General features: G+C 70.8%; 28 protein-coding genes. 7 read left to right on the top strand and 21 right to left on the bottom strand.

Annotated features, from left to right (window positions below):
- Positions 1–7: 7 nt before the first annotated feature.
- From EP757_RS32060 to EP757_RS32045, 4 genes are all read right to left on the bottom strand, one after another.
- On the bottom strand, positions 8–541 hold the full coding sequence (locus EP757_RS32060; protein ID WP_160165941.1) for an SUKH-4 family immunity protein: 534 nt from the start codon (positions 539–541) through the stop codon (positions 8–10).
- A gap of 97 nt (positions 542–638) precedes the next feature.
- Positions 639–1,433 carry an endonuclease/exonuclease/phosphatase family protein gene (locus EP757_RS32055; protein WP_127552146.1) on the bottom strand — a complete coding sequence of 265 codons (795 nt, stop codon included), beginning with the start codon at positions 1,431–1,433 and terminating at the stop codon, positions 639–641.
- A gap of 21 nt (positions 1,434–1,454) precedes the next feature.
- Positions 1,455–2,714 (bottom strand): YbdK family carboxylate-amine ligase, encoded by a 1,260-nt coding sequence (locus EP757_RS32050; protein ID WP_127552145.1) that lies wholly within the window; start codon positions 2,712–2,714, stop codon positions 1,455–1,457.
- Positions 2,715–2,820: 106 nt separating this feature from the next.
- Complete coding sequence (locus EP757_RS32045) at positions 2,821–3,789, bottom strand: DMT family transporter (RefSeq protein WP_127552144.1); 969 nt, start codon at positions 3,787–3,789, stop codon at positions 2,821–2,823.
- Positions 3,790–3,859: 70 nt separating this feature from the next.
- Here EP757_RS32045 and EP757_RS32040 point away from each other — a divergent pair, with 70 nt between their 5' ends.
- The gene (locus EP757_RS32040) at positions 3,860–4,408 is read left to right on the top strand and encodes a CGNR zinc finger domain-containing protein (RefSeq protein WP_127552143.1); all 549 of its coding nucleotides are present in this window, start codon (positions 3,860–3,862) and stop codon (positions 4,406–4,408) included.
- Here the strand turns inward: EP757_RS32040 and EP757_RS32035 are convergent.
- From EP757_RS32035 to aztA, 3 genes are read right to left on the bottom strand one after another with little or no spacing between them, the layout of a single operon-like run.
- The gene (locus EP757_RS32035) at positions 4,402–4,893 is read right to left on the bottom strand and encodes a putative immunity protein (RefSeq protein WP_127552142.1); all 492 of its coding nucleotides are present in this window, start codon (positions 4,891–4,893) and stop codon (positions 4,402–4,404) included. The genes EP757_RS32040 and EP757_RS32035 overlap by 7 nt on opposite strands.
- Positions 4,893–5,381, bottom strand: a complete 489-nt coding sequence (locus EP757_RS32030; RefSeq protein WP_127552141.1) for a DUF6368 family protein — start codon at positions 5,379–5,381, stop codon at positions 4,893–4,895. The genes EP757_RS32035 and EP757_RS32030 overlap by 1 nt, the downstream gene beginning before the upstream one ends.
- 5 nt (positions 5,382–5,386) lie before the next feature.
- Positions 5,387–5,980, bottom strand: a complete 594-nt coding sequence (gene aztA, locus EP757_RS32025) for a zinc ABC transporter ATP-binding protein AztA (protein ID WP_255435232.1) — start codon at positions 5,978–5,980, stop codon at positions 5,387–5,389.
- Positions 5,981–6,029: 49 nt separating this feature from the next.
- On the opposite strand from aztA, the gene aztB reads away from it, so the two are divergent.
- Genes aztB through aztD form a run of 4 tightly spaced genes read left to right on the top strand, consistent with a single transcriptional unit; the run spans position 6,030 to position 10,067 of the window.
- On the top strand, positions 6,030–6,848 hold the full coding sequence (gene aztB / locus EP757_RS32020; protein ID WP_232050105.1) for a zinc ABC transporter permease AztB: 819 nt from the start codon (positions 6,030–6,032) through the stop codon (positions 6,846–6,848).
- Between the two features lie 20 nt (positions 6,849–6,868).
- Positions 6,869–7,972 carry a hypothetical protein gene (locus tag EP757_RS32015; RefSeq protein ID WP_370457875.1) on the top strand — a complete coding sequence of 368 codons (1,104 nt, stop codon included), beginning with the start codon at positions 6,869–6,871 and terminating at the stop codon, positions 7,970–7,972.
- A complete protein-coding gene (gene aztC / locus EP757_RS32010) occupies positions 7,969–8,865 on the top strand; it encodes a zinc ABC transporter substrate-binding protein AztC (protein ID WP_127552138.1) in 897 nt (298 codons plus the stop codon). The genes EP757_RS32015 and aztC overlap by 4 nt, the downstream gene beginning before the upstream one ends.
- 59 nt (positions 8,866–8,924) lie before the next feature.
- Positions 8,925–10,067: a zinc metallochaperone AztD gene (gene aztD, locus EP757_RS32005; RefSeq protein WP_127552137.1), complete on the top strand. Its 1,143-nt coding sequence runs from the start codon at positions 8,925–8,927 to the stop codon at positions 10,065–10,067.
- Here the strand turns inward: aztD and EP757_RS32000 are convergent.
- From EP757_RS32000 to EP757_RS31970, 8 genes are all read right to left on the bottom strand, one after another.
- Positions 10,064–10,510: an Imm63 family immunity protein gene (locus EP757_RS32000; RefSeq protein ID WP_232050732.1), complete on the bottom strand. Its 447-nt coding sequence runs from the start codon at positions 10,508–10,510 to the stop codon at positions 10,064–10,066. The genes aztD and EP757_RS32000 overlap by 4 nt on opposite strands.
- 8 nt (positions 10,511–10,518) lie before the next feature.
- Complete coding sequence (locus EP757_RS31995; protein WP_127552135.1) at positions 10,519–11,589, bottom strand: alkene reductase; 1,071 nt, start codon at positions 11,587–11,589, stop codon at positions 10,519–10,521.
- Between the two features lie 91 nt (positions 11,590–11,680).
- Positions 11,681–12,019: a nuclear transport factor 2 family protein gene (locus tag EP757_RS31990; protein ID WP_127552134.1), complete on the bottom strand. Its 339-nt coding sequence runs from the start codon at positions 12,017–12,019 to the stop codon at positions 11,681–11,683.
- 62 nt (positions 12,020–12,081) lie between these two features.
- Positions 12,082–12,429: a VOC family protein gene (locus EP757_RS31985; RefSeq protein WP_127552133.1), complete on the bottom strand. Its 348-nt coding sequence runs from the start codon at positions 12,427–12,429 to the stop codon at positions 12,082–12,084.
- Positions 12,430–12,480: 51 nt separating this feature from the next.
- Positions 12,481–12,633 (bottom strand): hypothetical protein, encoded by a 153-nt coding sequence (locus tag EP757_RS43020; protein WP_160165940.1) that lies wholly within the window; start codon positions 12,631–12,633, stop codon positions 12,481–12,483.
- An 88-nt stretch (positions 12,634–12,721) separates the two neighbouring features.
- Positions 12,722–13,432, bottom strand: coding sequence for an MOSC domain-containing protein (locus EP757_RS31980; RefSeq protein WP_127552132.1), 711 nt, complete (start codon positions 13,430–13,432; stop codon positions 12,722–12,724).
- A 9-nt stretch (positions 13,433–13,441) separates the two neighbouring features.
- Positions 13,442–13,828 (bottom strand): MerR family transcriptional regulator, encoded by a 387-nt coding sequence (locus EP757_RS31975; RefSeq protein ID WP_232050104.1) that lies wholly within the window; start codon positions 13,826–13,828, stop codon positions 13,442–13,444.
- A 12-nt stretch (positions 13,829–13,840) separates the two neighbouring features.
- The gene (locus tag EP757_RS31970; RefSeq protein WP_127554533.1) at positions 13,841–15,286 is read right to left on the bottom strand and encodes a SulP family inorganic anion transporter; all 1,446 of its coding nucleotides are present in this window, start codon (positions 15,284–15,286) and stop codon (positions 13,841–13,843) included.
- A 141-nt stretch (positions 15,287–15,427) separates the two neighbouring features.
- On the opposite strand from EP757_RS31970, the gene EP757_RS31965 reads away from it, so the two are divergent.
- Positions 15,428–16,015 carry a bifunctional 2-polyprenyl-6-hydroxyphenol methylase/3-demethylubiquinol 3-O-methyltransferase UbiG gene (locus EP757_RS31965; RefSeq protein WP_127552131.1) on the top strand — a complete coding sequence of 196 codons (588 nt, stop codon included), beginning with the start codon at positions 15,428–15,430 and terminating at the stop codon, positions 16,013–16,015.
- A gap of 29 nt (positions 16,016–16,044) precedes the next feature.
- Here the strand turns inward: EP757_RS31965 and EP757_RS31960 are convergent, their stop codons facing one another.
- From EP757_RS31960 to EP757_RS31950, 3 genes are read right to left on the bottom strand one after another with little or no spacing between them, the layout of a single operon-like run.
- Positions 16,045–16,446 (bottom strand): MarR family winged helix-turn-helix transcriptional regulator, encoded by a 402-nt coding sequence (locus EP757_RS31960; protein ID WP_127552130.1) that lies wholly within the window; start codon positions 16,444–16,446, stop codon positions 16,045–16,047.
- Positions 16,447–16,451: 5 nt separating this feature from the next.
- Positions 16,452–18,587 (bottom strand): molybdopterin cofactor-binding domain-containing protein, encoded by a 2,136-nt coding sequence (locus EP757_RS31955; RefSeq protein ID WP_127552129.1) that lies wholly within the window; start codon positions 18,585–18,587, stop codon positions 16,452–16,454.
- Complete coding sequence (locus EP757_RS31950; RefSeq protein WP_232050103.1) at positions 18,584–19,060, bottom strand: (2Fe-2S)-binding protein; 477 nt, start codon at positions 19,058–19,060, stop codon at positions 18,584–18,586. Before EP757_RS31950 ends, EP757_RS31955 begins: the two co-directional genes overlap by 4 nt.
- A gap of 142 nt (positions 19,061–19,202) precedes the next feature.
- On the opposite strand from EP757_RS31950, the gene EP757_RS31945 reads away from it, so the two are divergent.
- Positions 19,203–20,213 carry a hypothetical protein gene (locus EP757_RS31945; protein WP_127552128.1) on the top strand — a complete coding sequence of 337 codons (1,011 nt, stop codon included), beginning with the start codon at positions 19,203–19,205 and terminating at the stop codon, positions 20,211–20,213.
- Here the strand turns inward: EP757_RS31945 and EP757_RS31940 are convergent.
- The 3 genes from EP757_RS31940 to EP757_RS31930 are packed head-to-tail and all read right to left on the bottom strand — an operon-like array spanning position 20,192 to position 21,954.
- Positions 20,192–20,659: an SRPBCC family protein gene (locus EP757_RS31940; RefSeq protein ID WP_127552127.1), complete on the bottom strand. Its 468-nt coding sequence runs from the start codon at positions 20,657–20,659 to the stop codon at positions 20,192–20,194. The genes EP757_RS31945 and EP757_RS31940 overlap by 22 nt on opposite strands.
- Positions 20,660–20,706: 47 nt before the next feature.
- On the bottom strand, positions 20,707–21,369 hold the full coding sequence (locus tag EP757_RS31935) for a VOC family protein (protein WP_127552126.1): 663 nt from the start codon (positions 21,367–21,369) through the stop codon (positions 20,707–20,709).
- Between the two features lie 9 nt (positions 21,370–21,378).
- Positions 21,379–21,954: a TetR family transcriptional regulator gene (locus tag EP757_RS31930; protein ID WP_232050102.1), complete on the bottom strand. Its 576-nt coding sequence runs from the start codon at positions 21,952–21,954 to the stop codon at positions 21,379–21,381.
- Between the last annotated feature and the right edge of the window lie 25 nt (positions 21,955–21,979).

Here is a 21,979-nt window from a genome sequence, read left to right as displayed (position 1 = left end):
CGCCGCCCTAATACAGCCATCGATCCAGGACAGCCGGCCAGAAATGGTCGTCGTGGGACCCGTCGCCGACGGCCGGCGGGTCCAGCTCACGGATCTGCTCGAGCAGCGCCGCGATTTCCGCGAACGTCTGCTCCTCGGCCTCCGGCGACTCGTCCCACCGCGCCAGGGCGGCTGAACCGGCCACCCAGCTGCCCACCAGATGCAGCGACCACAGCCAATGCACAATCGACGAGTTGACGAACCGCATCCCCGCTTCGGTGGAATGCTCGACGACCGCGCCGGTCGCCGTCGCGGCCCCGAAGATGCGGTCCTGGCCGCCGGCCTGCGCCAGCTGGTACATCGTCGGTTTGACCTGGAACGACACGACATCGACGAGACCGTCGATGATCGGCACGCCGCTCGTGACGAGTGCTGCCTTCTGCTGTGCTGGCAGTTGCCAGGAGGCAAGTTCCGGTTCGCCGGCGCGTATCACCCGCCCGGCGCCCGCCCACGTCTCGACTGCTTCGAATTCCGGAGGCTGGGGGAGAGCATCGGTAGGCACGATCGCGAGAATAGTAGGACCGTTCGGTCGATGCTCGCCGATATCAGTACGCAGGATCTCATTGTTACCGACATGTGGTTTCTAGCACCAAAACCGTTCAGATTTCGAGAACGAGGGCCCGGTGGTCGGAGACCTCGGGCGTCGCCAGGATCGTGAAGTCCTTCACCGCCGACACGTCGGAGACGAGCAGATAACTCGCGTGCCGCACCGGCTTGGGATAGTGCGACGTGCGGGTGCCGGCGTCGCCCACCAGGTCGGTGAGTCCCGCCGCGGCCAGGATCGCGAAGGTCTCGCTGCCCGGCAGCAGGTTGAGGTCGCCGCCGAGTACGACCAGGTCGCGCGGGCCGCGGATCCGGGTCACCAGGTCGGCGAGCACGGTGGCCTGGCGCTTACGGGACGGGGTGTCGCCCTTGCCGGCCGGGTCGCGCAGGCCGTGGACGTGCGCCACCCAGACGGCCCGGCCACCGCCGCGATCCGCCACCCGGACCGCGAGGGCCGCACGGGGACGGTCGGCGATCGTCCACTCCTCGTGGTCGGTGAACGAGCCGTGCACGAAGGCCGAGTCCACACCGGTGACCGGCAGCCGCTCGCTGACGAACGTGGCGACCCCGAAGTCCTGCCGGTACCGCCCGCCCGCGTCGTCGTGCACCGGCCCCGAATCGGAGGCCAGGAAGATCCCCTGGTGGCGGGGGAGCACAGCGCGGACGTCGTCGAAGAGGCCGGCCCGCTGCGGCAGCGACCGTTCCCCGTCGGCGAACCGGGTCCACCCGGCCAGCCCCGGCGTCCGGGTCACCTCCTGCAGGCAGACGACGTCGGCCCCGCTCGCCGGCAGCCAGGCGAGCAGCTCGTCCGCGAGCGCCCCACCCCACGCGTTGACAGTCGTGATCAGCACCCGTCGAAGGCTAGTGCCGGTTCACGCGGCGCACGTCCAGGCGGCCAGCGTGGCGAGGACCGCGCGGATGTCGCCGGTGCTCGCCAGGATCGCGCGCTGCCGGGTGGCGCCGTCCCCGGTCCGGCGGACCCGGTCCAGGCCGGCCGTGACCAGGTCGAGGTCGCCGCTCGCGCGCAGGGCCGGCTCCACAGTGGTGAACAGGTCGCCGATGAGTTGCCAGGCCGGGCGCAGGCGGGCGGTCCGCAGGTCGGCGAGGTCGCCGGAGCAGCCGTCCCGGGCGGCCCGCCAGTGCGCGGCCGCGACGACGCTGTCCCGCAGGTCGCCGGGCCGCCGCAGTTCTCCGGGCTGATGCTGTTCTCCGGGCTGCCGCAGTTCTCCGGGCTGCTGCTCGTCGGGCCGTTGTTCCTCCTCCTGCTGCTGTTCCTCCTGCCGCGGCAGCGGGATGGCCGGCGTACCGGATTCGATCTCGGCGATCGCGGTGGCGACGGCCGCCCGGATCAGCGCCGTGACCAGGACGGCGTCGTCCACGTCGGTGCAGGCGTCGCCGACGCGGACCTCGACGGTCGGATAGGTGGGCGAGAGCCGGGCGTACCAGAAGATCATGCCTTGATCGAGCGCGGCGCCGGTCGCGATCAGGTCGGCCACGGTCCGGTCGTACTCCCGGGCGCTGCCGAAATGCGGGGTCGGCCCCATCCCGGGCCAGCGCAGCAGCTGCGCCGACCGCCAGCTGGCGTACCCGGTGTCGGCACCCTCGAAGAGCGGCGAGTTGCCGGTCAGCGCGTGGATGACCGGCAGCCACGGGCGCAGCCAGTCGCAGACGCGGACGGCGAGATCCCGGTCGTCGACCCCGACGTGCACGTGCTGCCCGCACACCGCCGGGTCCCGGGCCACCGGCCCGAACCGGTCGGTGATGGCCTGGAAGCGGGGAACCGCCGGGATGCCGCGGTCCGCCTCGGCGACCGGCGTGGCCCCGATCGCCACGAGCCGGGCGTCTGCCGAGCGGGCGACGCCGGCGGTGGCGAACCGGGCGGCGACGAGCTGCCCGCGGACGTCCTCCACGTCGGTACAGACCCCGGTGACGAGCTCGATCATGCTGGGGCGGAACTCGGAGCGGCTGTTCGCCCGTACCTCCGCGGGAAGAGCATCCCGCACCTGATCGCCCACCGGGAGATTCCGGCCGGTGACCGGATCGACCAGCAGGAACTCCTCCTCGACGCCGACCGTGAGCGCCCGCGGACCGGCCCGGCGCGCAGCGGAACCGGCGGTGATCATCGAAGTCATGGGCCGGGTTTACCCGTGTGGGCGAACCTTATGTGGGTGGCCGGGGCCACGTGACACGACATCGACGCGACCTGCTCGCCGTGCCGCCGGTCGCCGGGGTCCCGGATCAGTCGGCGAGGACCGGCGCGGATCGAGCCTCGGCCGCGGGCTCCGGCGAGGGCTCGGTCGCGGCGGGCGCTGACGGCTCGGCCGGGATGGAGGCGATGCCGGCCAGGATCAGCGCGCCACCGACCATCTGCAGCGGCGTCAGCGACTCGTGGACGACCAGCCAGGCGAAGATCGACGCGAACACCACTTCGAGCAGGCCGACGAAGGAGGCGAGCCGGGAGCCGAGGAGGCTGGACCCGAAGATGCCGGTGGCGTACGCGATGGCCGTGGCGAAGACGGCCACGACGGCGAGCGGCACATACCAGGGAGCGACCGTCCCGAGCATCGTCACGTCTCCGAACGTGACAGTCATCGGCACGATCCCGGCCAGCCCGGTGAGGCCGAGCACCGCGCCGCCGAGCAGCAGCCCGACACCGGCGAGCGCCACCGGCGGCAGGCCGTCGGCGGGACGGGCCGCCACGACGAAGTAGACGGCGCAGCCGATCGCGGCGGCGAACGCCAGCATGATGCCGGCCGGGTCGACGGCCTGCAGCGCGCCCGGCCCGATCACCAGCACGAGCCCGCCGACGGCCAGCGCCGATCCGATCAGCACGGCCGGCCGTGGCGTCCGCCGGGTGGTCGCCCAGACCCAGAGGACCAGCAGCAGAGGTGCCAGGTATTCCACCAGCAGCGCCGTCGACACCGGGATCCGGCTGATCGCCGCGAAGTAGGAGAGCTGGGTGAACGCCACGGCGATGACACCCATGCCGAGGATCCGCCAGCGGCCACGCCACAGCGCGTCCCAGCGCCCGCGCAGCGACACCAGGACGAACGGCAGCAGCAGGAGCCCGGCGATCAGCGCGCGGGCGGTGACCGCGGCCGCCGGCGACCATCCGGATTCGAGCAGGGGTTTGATGAAGGCGCCGGATGTGCCGAAGGTGGCGGCCGACGTGACGGCGGCGAGGAGTCCCACGGTCTGCGGCTTCATGCGTCCATCCCTGTCATGGGTTAAATTAGGTTCGTCCCTGACGCTAGGCCGGTCTGAGTGAGGAGTCAAATTGCTTTTCGCCCCTGACACGGAGGAGGCGCTGGAGTTCGCCGTGGCACTCGCGAACACGGTGCCCGGCGCGTCCCGTTCCGGCGAGGACGAGCTCTCCACCGTGGAGCAACTGGAACGATTGATGAGCGGCTTCGTCTTCTCCGGCCGCTTCGATCGCGACGAGGCCGAGCTGCGGGCTGTCCGCGCGGCCCGTGACCGGCTACGGGAGGTGTGGACGCTGGACCAGGAGGCGGCCGTCGAGGCGGTCAACCGGATGCTCCGGGAGGCGAAGGCGCTGCCCTATCTGACCCGTCACGACGGCTTGGACTGGCACATCCACGCCACCGAACCGGACGCGCCCCTCGCCGAGCGGTTCCGGGTGGAGGCGGCGCTCGCGCTGATCGACGTGATCCGCACCGGTGAGACGAACCGCCTCCGGGTCTGCGGCGCCGACGACTGCACCGGCATCTTCATCGACCTGTCGAAGAACGGCTCGAAGCGGTTCTGCAGCGTGCGCTGCGGCAACCGGGTGAACATGGTGGCCTTCCGGGCGCGCAAGGCTCACTGACGCAGGATCTGGTCCAGCTCGCGGATCAGCTCGCCCACCCGGCCACCGCCCGCCGGCGCCGCCGGGTACCGCCTCAGCACCGCGACGACGACCGGCGTCGCACGCTTCGCCGCCTCCCGCAGGCCGGCGTCGCCGCCCGCCACCTCCCGGGCCCGGGCGGCGTGGGCGGCCGATCCGAGGATGTGCTTGACCTGAGTCGATTTCTCGAGCGGATGCAGGTACGCCGACCCGGCCGCGGCCATGGCCGCCGACGCGGCGTCGACGGCAGCGCCGCCGGTCTCCTTCGATGCTCTCATCGCACCCCAGGCCGTATCGCGCAGCAGCCTGCCCCGGTGTCCACCGCGGGCGAACTCCCACGCGGCGGCCACCGCCCTTCTCGGCCGCTCGTCGTCCGGGTGCGCGGCCTCGAACAGCCCGAGGACGTCCTCAGCGGCGCCGGCCGCGAAGGCGGTCACCTCCCGGATCTCGTCCAAGCTGAGATCCATCACTTCACCATGCGGAACCCGGGGTGCCGCAGCCACGCCCGCAGGAACTCGGCGTCCCCGACGTGCCAGCCGTCATCGACGGTCGCGAGCGGGCCGGAGGCGATCGTGAAGAGGCGGCCGGGCAGGGTGGCGGCGACCGGCGGGAGCAGGCCGTCGAAGTCGACGAAGCCGTCGTAGAGGACGGCCAGCTCCAGCGCGGTGGTGGCGAGCATCCGGTGGCTCTCCGGCCGGTGCAGCGCGGCGGCCAGGACGATCTCGGTGGCCGGCAGGAACCCGAGGGCGCCGATCAGGCTCTCCGCCTCCTCGAACTCGTCGCTCTCGTAGTCCTCCGGCTCGACCAGCAGCATCCCGGCGCCGGTGTCCGCGTGCGGCGTCCACCAGTCGCCGCCCTCGGAGCGGAACGACCCCTCGAGCCAGCGGCGCAGACGCACCGTCCCCTCCGCGGTGAGGACGTCCGGCAGCAGTACGGAAGCAGCGGGCCCAGCCATGATCCCTATCCTAAGGAGACCCTCTCCCCGGCGAGCGCGGCCTCCGCGTCGTCGTGGCTGGCGAGGACGACGGCAGCTCCCGCGGCGACCCGTTCGGCGAGTAGCTCGTGCACCCGGGCGCGGCTCGCGGTGTCCAGCGCGACGGTCGGCTCGTCGAGGATGTAGACGTCCGCCGGCTGCACCAGCGCCTGCGCGAGCAGCACTCGCTGCCGCTGGCCGCCGGAGAGTTCCCGCAGCCGCCGCCGCCCGAGCGACGTGAGCCCCAGCCGTTCCATGATCTCCGACACTGCCGTGCGGTCGGCGCGGCCGGCCCACGGCCACCGACTCTGAAATCGCCCGATCTGGACGCACTCCTGGACGGTCACCGGAAGGGCGTCGATCTCGCTGGTGCGCTGGGGGAGCAGGGAGACCCGGCCAGTCCGGGCGACATATCCGGATTTAGGAGATATGTCGCCTGCCAGCACGTGCAGCAAGGTGCTCTTGCCCGACCCATTCGGCCCGGTCACCGCCGTAACGGTCCCCGCCGGCACGTCAAGGCTCACTTCCCGTAGCACCGGCACCCCGCCGTACCCGTGTCCGACCCGCACCGCCGACAGCATCCAAGACCCCCTAATGGAAACGATTTTCACTTCCACTATAGTGCCTCACGTGCTTCTCGAACCCTTCACCGTGTCCTTCGTGGCCCGGGCCCTGATCGGCGGCGTGCTCCTGGCCGCCGTCTGCGCCCTCGCCGGCGTCTGGGTGATCGCCCGCGGGATGACGTTCCTCGGCGAGGCGATGAGCCACGGCATGCTGCCCGGCGTCGCGGTGGCGAGCATCGTCGGCGGCAACCTCGTCGTCGGTGCCGGGGTCAGCGCGTTCGCCATGGCGCTCGGGGCCGGCGCGATGCGGAACAGCCGGGAGTTCGGCCGGGACACCAGCATCGGCCTGCTCTTCGTCGGGATGCTCGCGGCCGGCGTCATCCTGGTCTCGCACTCGCGGTCGTTCGCGACCGACCTGACGGCGTTCCTCTTCGGCGACGTCCTGGCGATCCGGTCGTCCGACCTGCTGCTCCTCGCCGGCGCGCTGGCGGTGACCGGCGTGATCGCGGTGCTCTTCCACCGGCCGTTCCTGGCGCTGACCTTCGACGCCCGCAAGGCCCGCACACTCGGCCTGCGACCGGGTCTCGCGAACGCCATGATGCTCGTCTTGCTCACGATCACGATGGCTGTCGCGTTCAGCGTCGTCGGCACGCTCCTGGCGTTCGGCATGCTGATCGCGCCCTCCGCGGCGGCCATGCTCGTGGCGCGCCGCCTGCCTGCCGTCATGGTGACCAGTTTCGGTCTCGGCTCCTTCGCCACGGCTCTAGGTCTCTGGATCTCCTGGTACGCCGGAACAGCCGCCGGCGCCACGATCGCAGCAACAGCCGTCGCCCAGTTCTTCGTGATCCTGGCGGCGCGCTCCGTTCTCCTGAAAGGAACCTCGTGACCACCGCCCGGTTGCTGACAGTGACCGCCTTGACCCTTGTCCTGACGGCCTGCGCAGCACCGGCCGCACCGCGAGCCGAGCACGGCTATGTGGCCGGCGCCGAGGAACTGTCCGAACCGCAATCCGCCATCGCCTATGCGTCGGACGGCGGGACGACGCTGCACCTGCTCGATCTGGCGTCCACCGAACACCGGGCGATAGGGCTGCGGACGACGGCCCGGGAACTGTCCGAGGACGGCCGTTTCGTCTATCTCACCGACGGCGACCGCACCCTGGAGATCGTCGACGCGGGAGTGTGGACGGTCGACCACACCGATCACGTCCACTATTACCGGGCGCCGGCCGCGTCCGTCGGCACCCTGACGACGGAGAAGCCCATCACGTCGGTGGCCGGGAACGGCGCCCACATCGCGATCGGGACGGCCGATGGAACCGTCGTCGTGCTCGATCGGCGTGCGCTGGAATCCGGTGAGATGCGGGAGCTCGCGCGGTTCGGCGCTACGGCATTGGCGGTTCCCTATGCGGATCTGCTGCTGGCGGCCCAGGACGACCGCATCGTCGCGGTCGACGCCGCGGGGAAGCGGACCGGCGCCCTGGAGGCTCCCTGCACGGACCCGGCCGGGTGGGTGGTCCTCCGAGGCGGTGCGCTCATCGGGTGCGATTCCCATGTCGTACGGGTGAAGCAGGAGGGTCCGGAGCTCGCGGCCGAGGTCATCTCCACGGACGGCGCGTCGATCCCTCGCGGGACCTTCGGTTTCCGCCCTCGGAGCAATGAGGCCGCCGTGGCCGGCGAGGACGGTGTCTGGTCGCTGAACGCGCCGAAGGCCACCGCCCGGCATCTCCCGATGGCCGGGGTGCGAGCGGCGGCGTCGCCTGCCGACGGCAGCACGGTGCTGGTCCTGGGCTCAGACGGCACGCTGCGCAGCCACGACCTGGCGACCGGGAAGGTGCTGGCCGGGAGGAAGCTCGCCGCCACGCGGCTGACGCTGGACGTGAACCGCGCCTATCTCACCGACCCGGGCGCGGGCGTCATCCACGAGATCGACTACCGGGACGGGCTGCGGACCGCGCGTACGTTCACCACCGTGGAGCGGCCGGATCTCGCCGTGGAGGTCGGCCGATGAGGGCGCTGCTCGTCCTGGCGATGCTGCTGGCCGGCGCCGCCGCCTGCGCACCGGCGGATCGAGTCCAGATCGTCGTGACCACGAACATCCTCGGCGACGTCGTCCGCGAGATCGCCGGCGACGACGTGAACGTCGCGGTGCTGATGAGACCGGAGGCCGATCCGCATTCGTTCGGCATCTCCGCTCGTGAGGCGCACGCGATGCAGACCGCCGATCTGGTCGTCTACAACGGCCTCGGCCTGGAGGAGGGAGTCCTGCGACATGTCGAATCCGCCGTCGCGGAGGGTGTTCCCGCCGTCGAGGTCGGTGCGCGGATCGAACCCCTGGAATACCGGGACGGTGATGCGGCAGGGCTGCCGGATCCGCACTTCTGGACCGATCCGCTGCGGATGGCCACGGCGGTCGACGTTCTGAGTGACGCCATCCTGGAGCACGTGCCGGGAGTCGGCGGTGACGCGATGCGCACGCGCGCGGCGGCGTACAAGAAGGAAGTGAGTGACCTGGACGCCCGGCTTGCCCAGCGCTTCGCGGAGATCCCGGTGGAACGCCGGGTCATCGTGACGAACCACCACGTGTTCGGCTATCTCGCCGAGCGCTATGAGCTGCGGGTGATCGGCACGATCATCCCGAGCGGCACGACACTCGCGTCACCGAGCGCATCCGATCTCGCCTCGCTGGTGACGGCGGTGCGGGAGCACGACGTGCGGGCGATCTTCGCGGACACCGCGCAGCCGGCGCGCCTCGCGGAGGTGCTCGCCGACGAGGCCGGGCTGACCGTGACCGTCGTCGGGCTCTATTCGGAATCGGTCAGTGCGGCCGGCGGTGAGGCCGCCACCTACCTGGACATGATGCGCTTCAACGCTGAGGCGATCATCGACGGCCTCACTGCCTGACCTTATTTTTTTTGCCCGCCTTACTGAAAACGAACACCGTTAACAACTAGGGAGAACCCGTGAAGAAGCGACTGGCCGCCCTCGCGGCCATCAGCCTGACCCTCGGCGCGTGCGCGTCCGAGTCATCCGAAGCGACCGAGAAAGCACAGGTGAAGGAGCCGCTGACCGTCACCTACGACGGCGGCATCAAGATCATCGACGGCGAGGCTCTGACGGTGGCGCACACCGTCGCGCTCGACGGCTTCAACCGGGTCAATCCGGCCGGCAACGACACCGGCGTCTTCGTCTCCACCGCCGAGGGCTTCCGGGTGCTGGACGCCGCAGCCGGGAAGATGACCGATATCGCCTACCCGGGCGCGAAGCCGGGCCACGTCGTGCGGCACGGCGACCGCACGATCCTGTTCACCGATGGCACCGGTGAGGTGAACAGCTTCGACCCGGCGGCGCTGACGGACGGCAAGCCGGAGGGCAGGAAGTACACCGCGGCGACGCCGCATCACGGTGTGGCGGTGGAGCTGCCGGACGGCACGCTGATCGTCACGCTCGGCACCGCCGAGGCCCGCACCGGCGCGATCGCGCTCGACAAGGACGGCACCGAGATCGCCCGCAACGAGCAGTGCCCGGGCGTGCACGGCGAGGCCGTGGCGCAGGGCGAGGTCGTCGCGCTGGGCTGCGAGGACGGCGTGCTGCTCTTCACCGGCGGCGCGTTCGCCAAGGTGAAGAGCGGTCTCGCCTACAGCCGGATCGGCAACCAGGCGGGCTCGGACGCCTCGCCGGTAGTGCTCGGCGACTACAAGGTCGAGCCGGACGCGGAGCTGGAGCGGCCGACGCGGTTCTCGCTGATCGACACGGTCACCAGGTCGCTGCGCGTCGTGCCGATGCCGTCCGGGGTCAGCTACAGCTTCCGCTCGCTGGGCCGGGGCCCGAAGGGTGAGGCGCTGATCCTCGGCACCGACGGCAAGCTGCACGTCACCGACCCCGCCACCGGGAAGCTGACCAGCTCGTGGCCGGTCGTCGGCGCGTGGACCGAGCCGCTCGACTGGCAGCAGCCGCGGCCCGCGCTGTTCGTCCGCGGATCCGACGCGTACGTGACCGAGCCCGCCACCAAGAAGGTCCACCAGGTCGACCTCGGGACCGGGAAGGTGACCGGCTCGGTGACCCTCGACGTGATCCCGAACGAGATCAGCGGAACCGTCTCCTAATCGCGGCGGTCATCTGCCGGAGGGATTCCGCCCTCCGGCAGATGGGCTGGTGAAAGCTTGGTGATCAACTCTGCCCGGCACCGCGACGGCCAGTCCGGATTCAGCACGCCGAGCAGCTCGAACTGCTTGCGCCACCGGGCGACCCGCTGCTCCTCGCCGGCGACCGGGTGACGCAGCGCCCAGGCGCCGCCCATCGTCCACGTCGTGTAGGCGAGCGACCAGTAGAGGATCTCGTCGCGATCGCGGGTCTCCCGGTGCTCCAACTCCCGGCCGCGCTCGGTCACCCACCAGCGGTAGACGCCGTCCTCGTCCACCGCGACGCACGGCCGGCCGCCGTCGCGGTGCTCGAACGAGACCAGATCGCTCTCCTCGGCGCCGATCAGCGCGCCGAGACGCCGGATCTCCCGTTCGAGGGCGCTCGGGCCGGCGTCCCGCTTGAACATCTTCACCCTTAGACGGTAAGCGGCTCGTAGTCGGTGTAGCCACGGTGGTCGCCGCCGAACGCCTTGGTCTTGTCCGGCGGGGTGAACGGCCCACCGGCGGCGAGGCGGGCCGGCAGGTCCGGGTTGGAGAGGAACAGCGCGCCGAACGCGATCAGATCCGCGGTGCCGTCCTCGATCAGGGCGAGCGACTCCGGCCCGGTCGTCTCCGGGTAGGTGTGCGGGTTGAGGATCAGCGTGGCCGGCCACAGGGCGCGGATCGTACGGGTGAAGTCCCGATCCGGACTCTCCACCACGTGCAGATAGGCGAGGCCGACCGTGGCGAGTTCGCCGATCAGCGCGGTGTACAGCTCGTCCGGGTTCTCCTCGGCGATGTCGTTGTACGGGTTCGCCGGCGAGATCCGGAACCCGACCCGGTCGCCGCCGATCGCCGCCGCCACCGCCCGGGCCACCTCGACGCCGAACCGGATCCGGCCGCCGGCCGAGCCACCCCAGCCGTCGGCGCGCAGGTTCGCGTTCGACGACAGGAACTGCTGCACCAGGTAGCCGTTCGCGCCGTGGATCTCCACGCCGTCGAACCCGGCCGCCACCGCGTTGCGCGCCGCCGACGCGAAGTCGGCGATCGTCGCGAGGATCTCCGCCTCGGTCAGCTCCTTCGGCGCCACGAAGTCCTTCATGCCCTCGTCGGTCCAGAGCTTGCCGGCCGGCGCCACCGGAGACGGCCCGACCGGGTGCAGCCCGTCCGGCAGGATGTCCGGGTGCCCGATCCGGCCGGTGTGCATGAGCTGCGCGAAGATGACGCCACCCTCGGCGTGGACCTTGTCGGTGACCGTGCGCCACGCCGCGACCTGCTCCTCCGAGTGCAGACCGGGCGTGTTGGTGTAGCCCTGCCCGATCACCGACGGCTGCGTCCCCTCGGTGATGATCAGCCCGGCGCCGGCCCGCTGCGCGTAGTAGGTCGCGGTCAGATCGGTGGGGCTGAGCCCGGGCCCGTACGCCCGGCTGCGCGTCATCGGCGCCATCACGATCCGGTTCGCGAGCGTCCGGCCGGCCAGGTCATGCGTATCGAAGGCGTTCGCCATGGTGGTTCCTTGTCGCTGGGGGAGCGGGTAGGAACCAAGTTAGTAGGAAATGCCGTCCCGTGGTGCGCCACGCCACCGACTGCATCGATCGTCACACCTGCCTGATCTCCATCCCGGCGACCAGCCCGCCGTCCAGCCGATAGACGTGCTCGACCATCCGATCGTCGATCAGTTCCCCGTCGAGGTTCCGGACCCTTTGTCGTACGGCGACCGCCACGCGCCCGTCCTCCTCCTGCCGGAACCCGGTGGGCTCGACCGCCGGGTCGATCTCCGCCCACTGCCGTGTCCAGTAGTCCCGCACGGCGTCGTGGCCGCGAACCGTCCCGCCCTCCCAGCGTTTCGGCCACACCACGTCGGGCGTCATGGCCGTGAGCACAGCGTCGACATCGCGGCGGTTGAAGGCCGCGTACAGCTCGGTGAGAAGTTCCATGCCGGAAGTCTCGCCAGGTCAGACGCGTTCCACCAAGCCGATCTGCGCCCAGCAGAACCGTCTCAGGAGAGGAACTCCAGGCGGTTGCCGTGGCAGTCCTCGCTGTGGAAGCGGCGCAGGCCCGGCAGCTCGTCGTTCCCCCAGGTCACCGGGTAACCGGCATCGGTGAGACGCGCGGCCAGGGCGTCGAGGTCCGGCCAGAGCAGGCCCGGGTGCGCCTTCCGAGCCGGCCGGAAGTCGTCCTCCACGCCCAGGTGCAGTTCGATGCCACCGCCCGCGAACCAGCAGCCGCCCCGGGCCGCCAGCGCCGGCGGTTTCGGCTTCTCGGCGAGGCCCAGCACCCCTGAGTAGAAGGCGCGGGACGCCTCCTCCGAACCGCGCGGACAGGCCAGCTGCACGTGATGGATCATGCCGTCCACGCTAGCGAAGTCCGACGTGGAATAGCAAGACGCGCGTACGGTTTAGAGCGTGTCCACGCTGAGGGTGGCCTCGCGGACGTCCGGATCGGCGTGCCGGCGGAGACGGGACAGCAGGTCAGGCCAGGGGTCTCGCCGGCGGGCGGTGGCGCCGTACCGGGCCGGCTGCACGGCGCGCCGGCTCGGCCTGGCGGTCACCCGGGTGCCCGGCTGCCGACCGCTTCTTCGAGGACCTCTCCGGCACCATGCGCGCGACAACCCGATCGTCGCCACGGTGAGGCCGTCCTCACCGTGGCCGGCCGGAGCGGAGCAGGACGACCTCGTCGCCGGCCGCCACCCGGCCGGGCCTTTCGACCGCCGCGACGACGCCGAAGGTGAGATCGTGGTGCCGGCCCAGCAGTTTGAGCAGGTCGCCGCGGTCCGGAAGGTCCTCCTGTGCCAGGTCGATCATCACGCAGCGGGTGAGTGGGCGGACCACGCGGAGGATCAGGTCGGGGCCGATCGCCAGCAGGCGGCCGGGCCAGTCGTCCTCGGCGAAGCCGCTGCCCGGTACGTCGACCAGCAGGTTGGCCCGGAACCGCAGCGGCTCGACGGCGTCGCCGGTCAGGGCGGCCAGCGCCCGCAGCGAGGACGTGGTGATCAGGCTGACCGGGCCCTCGTCGTGGTGCGCGACGGCCTGCTCGGGTGTGAGGGTGACGTCGTGGCCGAGCACCGAGCTGACGGCCCGGTGCCCGGCGGGGTCGTCGGCGGCGAACGTGCGGCCGTCCGGCAGCGTGACGTCGGGTGAGCCGTTCGCCGTGCGGGAGGCGTGGAACCCGAAGAGCCCCGGCATCCGGCGGAACCGGCGCGTGTTCTTGTCGCTGCCGAACTTGCCGTCCTCGTCCCGCACCGCCCACAGCCGGTCGCCGTCCAGGCCGCGCTCACCGACGTCGGCGGCCGGTACCACCTCGCCGAGCATCGACTTGACCGGATACCGGCGGACCTCGATGATCTGCACGCCCCGACCCTAGCGGTGCTGGTTCAGGTGGTCCTGCATCTGCTGGGCGAAACCCTCGGCCATCGCCAGCTGCCGCCGGAGTGTGCCGACGCGCTCCTCGGCGGCCTCCTGGTAGCCGGCGAGGCGTTCGAGCAGGGATTCGCGGTCGCCGGTGCCGGCGGTCAGGTCGTCGAGGACGGCGAGGAGGTCGCGCATCTCGTCGAGGGTGAAGCCGAGCGGTTTCATGCGCTTGACGACGCGCAGGCGGTCGAGGTCGGGTTCGGTGTAGAGCCGGAATCCGCCGTCGCTGCGGGCGGACGGCACGATCAGGCCGGCTTCCTCGTAGTGGCGGATCGTGCGGATGCTCAACCCGACCCGTTCCGCCGCCTCGCCGATCTGCATGTGCCGTCCGGTCATCACGTCAGTAAATCAGTGCCCGGCGCCGAGCTTGCCGGGCAGGTTCGCGGGGCCCAGCATCCTGGAGTGCAGGGCCGCGCTCGCGGTGTTCAAGCCGACGATCGACGCGTGCTTGCCGCGGGCCGCGTACTTCGTGACGATCGCGTCCAGCGCCGCCACCGACGACGCGTCCCACACGTGCGCCTCGCTCATGTCGATGACGACCTCCGGCGGATCCCCGGCATAGTCGAACTGGTAGACGAGGTCGTTACTCGATGCGAAGAAGAGCTCCCCGCGTACGAGATAAGTGTTGTCGATTTTCTCCACCGACGTGAAGTGCGCGACGCGGCGGGCGAAGACGACCATGGCGGTGAGCACGCCGAGCACCACGCCGACCGCGAGATTGTGGGTCGCGAGGGTGCCCACCACGGTCACCAGCATCACGATGATCTCCCCGGCCGGCATCCGCTTGAGCGTCGCGGGCGCGATGCTGTGCCAATCAAAAGTGGACACCGAGACGATCACCATGACGGCGACGAGGACGGCCATCGGGATCTGTGCGACCACGTCGCCGAGCGCGACCACGAGGATCAGCAGGAAGGCGCCGGCGAGGAAGGTGGAGAGCCGGGTGCGGGCACCGGACGCCTTCACGTTGATCATCGTTTGACCGATCATGGCGCAGCCGCCCATGCCGCCGAAGAAGCCGGTGACGATGTTCGCGACGCCCTGGCCCCACGATTCGCGGGTCTTGTCGGAGCGGGTGTCGGTGACGTCGTCGACGAGCTTCGCGGTCATCAGCGACTCCATCAGGCCGACCAGCGCGATGCCGAGAGCGTAGGGCGCGATCAGTTGCAGCGTATCGATGGTGAACGGCACGTCGGGCAGGCCGAAGACGGGCAGGCTGTCCGGAAGTGTTCCCTGGTCGCCGACGTTCGGCACGGCCAGGTGCGTGATCACCGTGAACGCCGTGAGCAGCACGATCGCGACGAGCGGCGCGGGGACGGCGGTGGTGACGCGCGGCAGGAACACCATGATCGCCAGCGCGACGGCCACCAGCGGATACACCAGCCACGGCACGCCGATCAGGTGCGGCACCTGGGCCGTGAAGATCAGGATCGCGAGCGCGTTGACGAAGCCGACCATGACGCTGCGCGGGATGAACCGCATCAGCTTCGCGACGCCGGCGGCGGCCAGGGCGATCTGCAGGAGGCCGCCGAGGATCACCGCGGCGGTCAGGTAGCCGAGGCCGTGCTCCTTCGCGAGCGGCGCCACGACCAGGGCGATCGCGCCGGTGGCCGCGGAGATCATGGCCGGTCGGCCGCCGCAGACCGCGATCGTGACGGCCATCGTGAACGAGGCGAAGAGGCCCACCTTGGGATCGACGTTCGCGAGGATCGAGAACGAGATCGCTTCCGGGATCAGCGCGAGCGCCACGACGAGGCCGGCCAGGACCTCAGTGCGCAGCACGGCCGGTTTCATCAAGATCAAGAGCCTTTCCGGTACGGGTGGACGACCGCGGACCCTACCCTTTCGTAAGAGGAGAGTTCGCGCCGGGTCCGTGGAGGCGTGGGGCGCCGTGGCGATCATCACCCGCGCCGGACGGCCTGGTAGGAAGTATCGATGGATGTGGCGCAGGCCTACGGGAACGTCTCGGATCTCTACATCTCGCTGTTCGGGACTCCCGAGAAGGTGGACCCGGACGACCTCGCCTTCATCGGGCGGCACCTGTCCGGCCGCGTGCTCGATCTGGGCTGCGGGCCGGGCCACCTGAGCGTCTACCTGCGATCACTCGGCGCCGATGTGACCGGGATTGATCTGGTGCCGGCGTTCATCGACCACGCCCGGAAGACAGCACCGGAGATCGACTTCCGGGTCGGCTCGATGGATCGGCTCGACGTCTCGCAGGTGGACGGGATCTTGAGTTGGTATTCGCTGATCCACCGTTCGCCCGGCGAGATCGACGCGGTGCTGGCCGAGTTCCGGCGGGTCTTGAAGCCGGGCGGAACCCTCGTGGTCGGCTTCTTCGGCTTCACCGACGGCGACGAGGTGTCGGCTTTCGATCACCGGGTCACGACGGCGTGGTCCTGGCCCGCCGGCGAGATGGCCGCCCGCCTGGAACGAGCCGGCTTCACCGGGATCGACCGCGACGAGCGAGAGGGAGGCCGGCCGGGACGCCCGCACACGGCGATCGCCGCCAAGGCCGTCTGACCGCGCCCGGTCCCCTTACCGGCGGGGCGTCAGAGCTGTTTCCTGATCAGCGCGATCAGCTGGGGACGGATCGTGTCGTAGCCCAGGTCGCGTTCGAAGCGCTGCTCCTCGTCGCGGGCGGCGGTCAGTGCCTCGACGCCCTTGTCGCTGATCGTGACGAGGGTGCGGCGGCGGTCGGCCGGGTCGGGGGTGCGGCCCACATGGCCGGTGCGGTCGAGCTTCTCGATCGTGCGGCTCATCGTCTGGTCGGTGACGCGGCTGAGGCGGGCCAGTTCCCGTTGCGAGAGCGGCCCGCCGTCCAGGTGGTGCAGCACGATCAGGCCGGCGTGGGTCAGATCCAGATCGGTCAGGAAGCGGTCGAATCGGCCCTCCACCATGCGGGCGGCGGCGGAGAGCAGGCGGCCGGTCGGCCACGAATCGACGTCTTCCACGGTGATCAACCTACAGTCGTCCCGTAGGGCATGCCGGTGACCGGGTCACCGCCCGCTGCCAGCGCCGAGGCGATCGCCGCGGCCGCCGGTGGGTAGGCCAGTTCGCCGAGCCCGCCGATCGGCGCCTCCGACGGCACCACGACGACCTCGATGTCGGGGCAATCGCCGATCCGTGCCCAGGCGTAGTCACGGAACGTGCTCTCCACGACAGCGCCGTCACGAACGGTGATCTGTGCGCCGAGGACCGTCGAGACGGCGTCCACGATCGCGCCCTCCACCTGGGCCTTCACGCCGGACGGGTGCACGGGGACACCGACGTCGACCGCCGCGGTCACCCGTCGTGGCCGGCCGCCGCTCGCCGACACGAGGATCGCGATCGCGGAGCCGTAGTCGAGGTGGCAGGCGGCGCCGTCGGCGTACCCGTGCCGGCTCGCCGCCGCGTCGAGCACGTTCTCCAGCCGGGAGCCGGGCGGCAGCAGCCGGCGGCGGAACTCGACCTGGTCGTGGCCGCCGCGGCGGGCCAGTTCGCTGAGGAAACACTCCTCGGCGTAGCCGAACTGGCCGGCGTAGACGGCGCGCCAGAACCCGGTGCGCAGCGGCGCGGGGCGCAGGGTGACGGTGACGTCGCCGGGGACCGCGTACGGGAAGTGGTCGCCGCTGGCCTTCACGATCGCCGGGTTCGAGAAGACCGGCACGACCGTCAGCGGCCACGTCGCCACCTGGTGGAACCGGCTCACCGGCAGGCCGTCGGTTCCGATCGTGGCGCCGAGGCGGTGCACCGACATCGGCCGGTACGAGTCGTGCCGGGTGTCGTCGTCGCGCGTCCACTTCACGGTGACCGGCCGGTTCACCGCCTTCGAGCAGGCGATCGCCTCGAGGACGGCATCCGGTTCGATCCGCCGCCCGAATCCACCACCGGCCAGTGCCGGATTGACCGTGATCTGCGATTCGGGCAGGGCCAGCAGACGGGACAGCAGCGTGCGCAGCCCGCCCGGGTCCTGCGTCGGCGCCCAGACCGTGATGCCGTTCTCGGTCACGTGGGCGGTGGCGTTCATCGGTTCCATCGGGGCGTGCGCGAGCAGCGGAAGCCGGAAGACACGCTCGACGTCGTGCGCGGTCGTCACCGGTGGTAGCGCCGCTTCGAGTTCGGCCAGCCAGGTCCGGCTGTCCGCCGTGGGAGTGCCACCGGTCCAGCCGACCTGGAGAGCGTCCCGGGCCTTGAGCGCCTCAGCAGTCCTGCCCGCGACGACGGCAACGCCACCCTGCCCGCCGCCCGGCGGCACGAGAGGAACAACCGTCACCGCACCATCGATGCCCGCACCATTGACACCCGCGGCCCCGACACCCGCTTCGCCGATGCCCGCCGCGCCGCCGATGCCCGCCGTGCTGGCGTCCGCCGTCGTGCTGGCGTCGGTCTGCGTCGCCGGCGTGCCGATCTTGGAGACTTGGGCGCCTATCCAGGGCGGCCGTTTGACCACGGCCACCAGGGCGCCGGGCGGTGCCGACTCGACGCCGTACTTCGCTCGGCCGGTGACGATCGCGGGAGCGTCGGTGCGGCCCGCGGTGGTGCGGCCGATGAGGCGCCACTCGGCGGGCGGGATGAGCGTGACCGGGACGGCCGACGGGTCGATCGCCACGGCGTCGGCGACCAGCGCGCGGTAGGGGAGCGGCCGGTGATCCGGGTGGACCACGCGCCCGCGGCGGGCCGTGCACGCGGCGGCCGGGACCTGCCAGCGCCGCGCCGCCGCCTCGACGAGCAGGCATCGCGCAGTGGCGGCTGCCCGGCGGAGTGGCTCGGCGAGCTGGCGGCTGGACGTCGAGTTCTGGATCGTCTGCGGGCCGAACCGTGCCGTGTCGCCCGGCGCCTGCTCCAGCACCACGTCGGCGACCTCGACAGCGAGTTCCTCGGCGACCAGGACGGCGGCCATCGTACGGACGCCCTGCCCGGTGTCCGGCTTCGGCACGGTGGCGACGATCCGCCCTCGCGCGTCGACCCGGACGAACACCGTCGGAGAGAGCACGTGCTCCGGCTCGTACGAGGAATCGGCCCGTGAAATCGCGGAGAGTGACGCCGCCTCGCCCAGCGGAACCGCGACGACGAGCGCGCCCGTACCCCGCAGCAGGCTTCTTCGTGTGATCATTTCCGGCCTCGGCTGATCTCGGCGGCGCGGCTGACGGCGGCCCGGATGCGGGGATAGGTGCCACAGCGGCAGACGTTGTCCTTGAGGGCGTCGTCGATGTCGCTTCTGCTGGGGTCCGCGTTCCGGCGCAGGAGGGCGACCGTGGTCATGATCTGTCCGGGCTGGCAGTACCCGCACTGCGCCACGTCGAGTTCGAGCCACGCCTGCTGAACCGGATGATCGTCGAGGCCCTCGATCGTGGTGATCCGGCTGTCCCGCACCTGATCGACGGTCTCGACGCAGGGCCGCCGCGCCTCGCCGTCGATCAGCGAGACGCAGGCGCCGCACGCGCCGACGCCGCAGCCGTAGCGTGGCCCGGTCAGGCCGAGTTCCTCGCGCAGCGCCCAGAGCAGCGGCGTGTCGCCCGGGACGTCGACCACCCGGCGTTTCCCGTTGACGCGCAGCCGGTACCGGCCCATATCGCCGCCCTCCATCGATGAACGCCCGGTGAGCCGTTTTCAACCCGACATCGAGCCTCAAGCCGCCGGGCCGTGGTTCGGCGCCGGCAAGCGTGGCCCTCGTCAGATTGAAGAGGCTCATTGTTCAGCGTGCTGAGCATCCGCCATACTGCTGCCTGTGGTCAACGATGCGGCATGGCGCAGCGAACGTGCGCTGATCTACGGCGTTCCGGCGGTCGCCCTGCTGACCGGTCTGGTGTGGCTGGTCGGGCAGACGCTGCACGGCGTGACGCTACTGCCCGATCAAGGCGCGAGCTGGTATTACTGGAAGCTGCCCGAGCCGACGGTGTGGACCCGATTCTCGGCGTGGCTGGGTTATGCGGCCCATCAGATCGTTTCCTGGGGCCTCATCTGGTACGCGCAGACGCGCATCCACCGCTACTCCACCGGCCTGAAGCCGATCAATGTGCTCGCCATCGGAGTGAATCTCGCATTCATCGGCCTGCACGCCGTCCAGACGCACTTCTTCTACGACGGCCTCGCCCAGGACGTGTCGATCTTCAGCTCGCAGGGCTCGGTCGTCCTGCTGCTCGTCGTGGTCCTGATCATGGAGAACCGGCGGCGCGGCCTGGTCGCCGGCAAACGCGCGCCGATCCCGGCCATCGTCGTCGACTTCGCCCGCCGCTACCACGGGTACCTGTTCAGCTGGGCTGCGATCTACACCTTCTGGTACCACCCGATGGAGGCCACGAGCGGCCACCTGATCGGCTTCTTCTACATGTTCCTCCTGCTGCTCCAGAGCTGCCTGATCTTCACGACCGCGCACACGAACCGCTGGTGGACCGTCTCGCTGGAACTCCTCGTCGTCGTGCACGGCACGCTCGTGGCCGTGATGAACTCGGGCCTCGACGGTGCCTGGCCCAAGTTCCTCTTCGGCTTCCTCGCCGTCTTCGTGATCACGCAGATGCACGGCCTGGGCTTCGGCGCCGGCACGCGGTGGGCGATCTTCGCCGGTTATCTCGTGGCGGTCGTGGCCGTCTATTCGTGGAAGGGCCTGAGCCACCTCCATGAGGTCCTCCGCGTGCCGATGGCGGAGTATCTGCTGCTGGCCGTGCTGGTCCTGATCCTCTGGCCGATCGCGATCCTGGCGCGTCCACGTGGTGATCGTCAGCTGACCTCCTCCAGGTAGGAGGCGAGGTTGGCCAGCGAGGAGGCGATCCCCTCCTCGTGGTCGGACTGACTGATGCCGGCGGGGACGCCGGTCGCAGTGACGCTCACCTCCGTACCGTGAAGGGAAGGTCTTAAGAGCCAGGTCATCGTCATGGTCCCGGCGAAATCCGGATCGCCGGCCTCGAAGACCGCCTCCTGCACGACGCGCTCCGCCGGAACGAGATCGGCGAAACCCACCTCGACGACGTCGGTCGCGTCGGAGGACTTGCCGGGGCTGCCGGTGGCGTCGAGATAGGTCAGCACCATCCGGAAACCGCCGCCGGGCCGGGGATCCCAGCGCTCGATCCGGCCGCGCATGCCCTCCGGCGGCAGCCATCTCTCCAGCGCGTCGCGGCTGAGGAGTGCCTCGTAGACTGCTGCCGGTGACGCCGCGATGAGCCTGCCGGCCCGGTCGATTCGTGCCATGGCGGGATTCTAAGAGCGGGGTACGACATTCCGGCGCCTCATGGCGCTCAGGGATGGAGGCGGAACTCGTTGCCGTCCGGGTCGGCCAGGATCGTCCCGTCGTCGCCGAGGTCGAGGAAGGTGGCGCCCAGCGCGAGGAGCCGGTCCGTCTCGGCCTGCTGATCGCCGCCCGCGGAGAGGTCGAGGTGGAGACGGGTGCGGCCCTTGGTGTCCATCAGCGGCGGGCCTCCCCAGCTGATGATCGGGCCGCCGGACGGCGGGCGGATCGCCGTCTCCTCGTCCTGGTCCCAGATCAGCGGCCAGCCGAGGGCCTCGGCCCAGAAGAGACCGGTCGCCCGGGTGCCGTCCGAGGAGAGGGCGCCGAGCGTGCTCTGGCCGGCGAGGAACCTGTTGCCCTCCTCGACGACGCAGAACTCGTTCCCCTCCGGGTCGGCCAGGACGACGTGGCGTTCCGACGGGAGCTGGCCGACGTCGCAGTGGCGGGCGCCCAGGGCGAGCGCGCGGGCCACCGTCTCCTGCTGTGGTGACAGGTTGCTGGTCAGGTCGAAGTGCATCTGGTTGCGGTCCGGCGCGGGCTCCTCGGCGGGCACGAAGCGGAGCGCGAAACCGAGTCCGTCGAGGGTCTCCCGGCCGAGCACCGACGTCCAGAAGGCGTCGAGCAGTGCGGGGTCGTCGGCCTCGAAGCGGAGCGCTGTCAGTCGGCTGGGCATCCCCGGAGACTAGGGCCGGGACGGGACGCCCGCATCAGAGTTAAGAGTCAGGTATCGCTGGATCGTCGGCGCCAGCCAGGCCACCGCCTCGTCCCGGTCGAGGGCGACCACCGGTGACAGGCGCAGCACATAGCGGCAGAGGGCGAACCCCAGCATCTGGGTGGCGACCAGGCCGGCGCGTGTCGGCGCCTCGGCCGGGTCGGGGGCGTGCCGCGCGGCGACCGGGCCGATCTGCTCTGCGAAGACGGCCCGCAGCCGGTCGACCGCCGACTCGTTCGACACGGCCGCCCGCAGCAGCGCGACGAGCGTTCCGTCCTCCTCCCAGCGGTGCAGGAAGTGACCGGTCAGCCGGACACCGAGGGTGTCGGCGGGCTCGCCGTGCATGTCGGGCAGCCGCAGGTCGAACTCGGCGGCGGCCGCGAACAGGCCGTCCTTGTTGCCGTAGTAGCGCATCACCATCGACGGATCGATGCGTGCGTCGGCGGCGATGGCCCGGATCGTGGCGCGGTCGAACCCGTCGGCGGCGAAGCGTTCGCGGGCGGCCGCGAGGATCGCGGCCCTGGTGGCGTCGGAGCGGCGTGGCATGCTCCCAAAATACGCCAACATCTGT

The organism is Actinoplanes sp. OR16 (assembly GCF_004001265.1).
Taxonomy (GTDB): Bacteria; Actinomycetota; Actinomycetes; order Mycobacteriales; family Micromonosporaceae; genus Actinoplanes.
The sequence above is the reverse complement of the archived record's forward strand: the minus strand, read 5'-3'. Positions and strand labels throughout refer to the sequence as shown.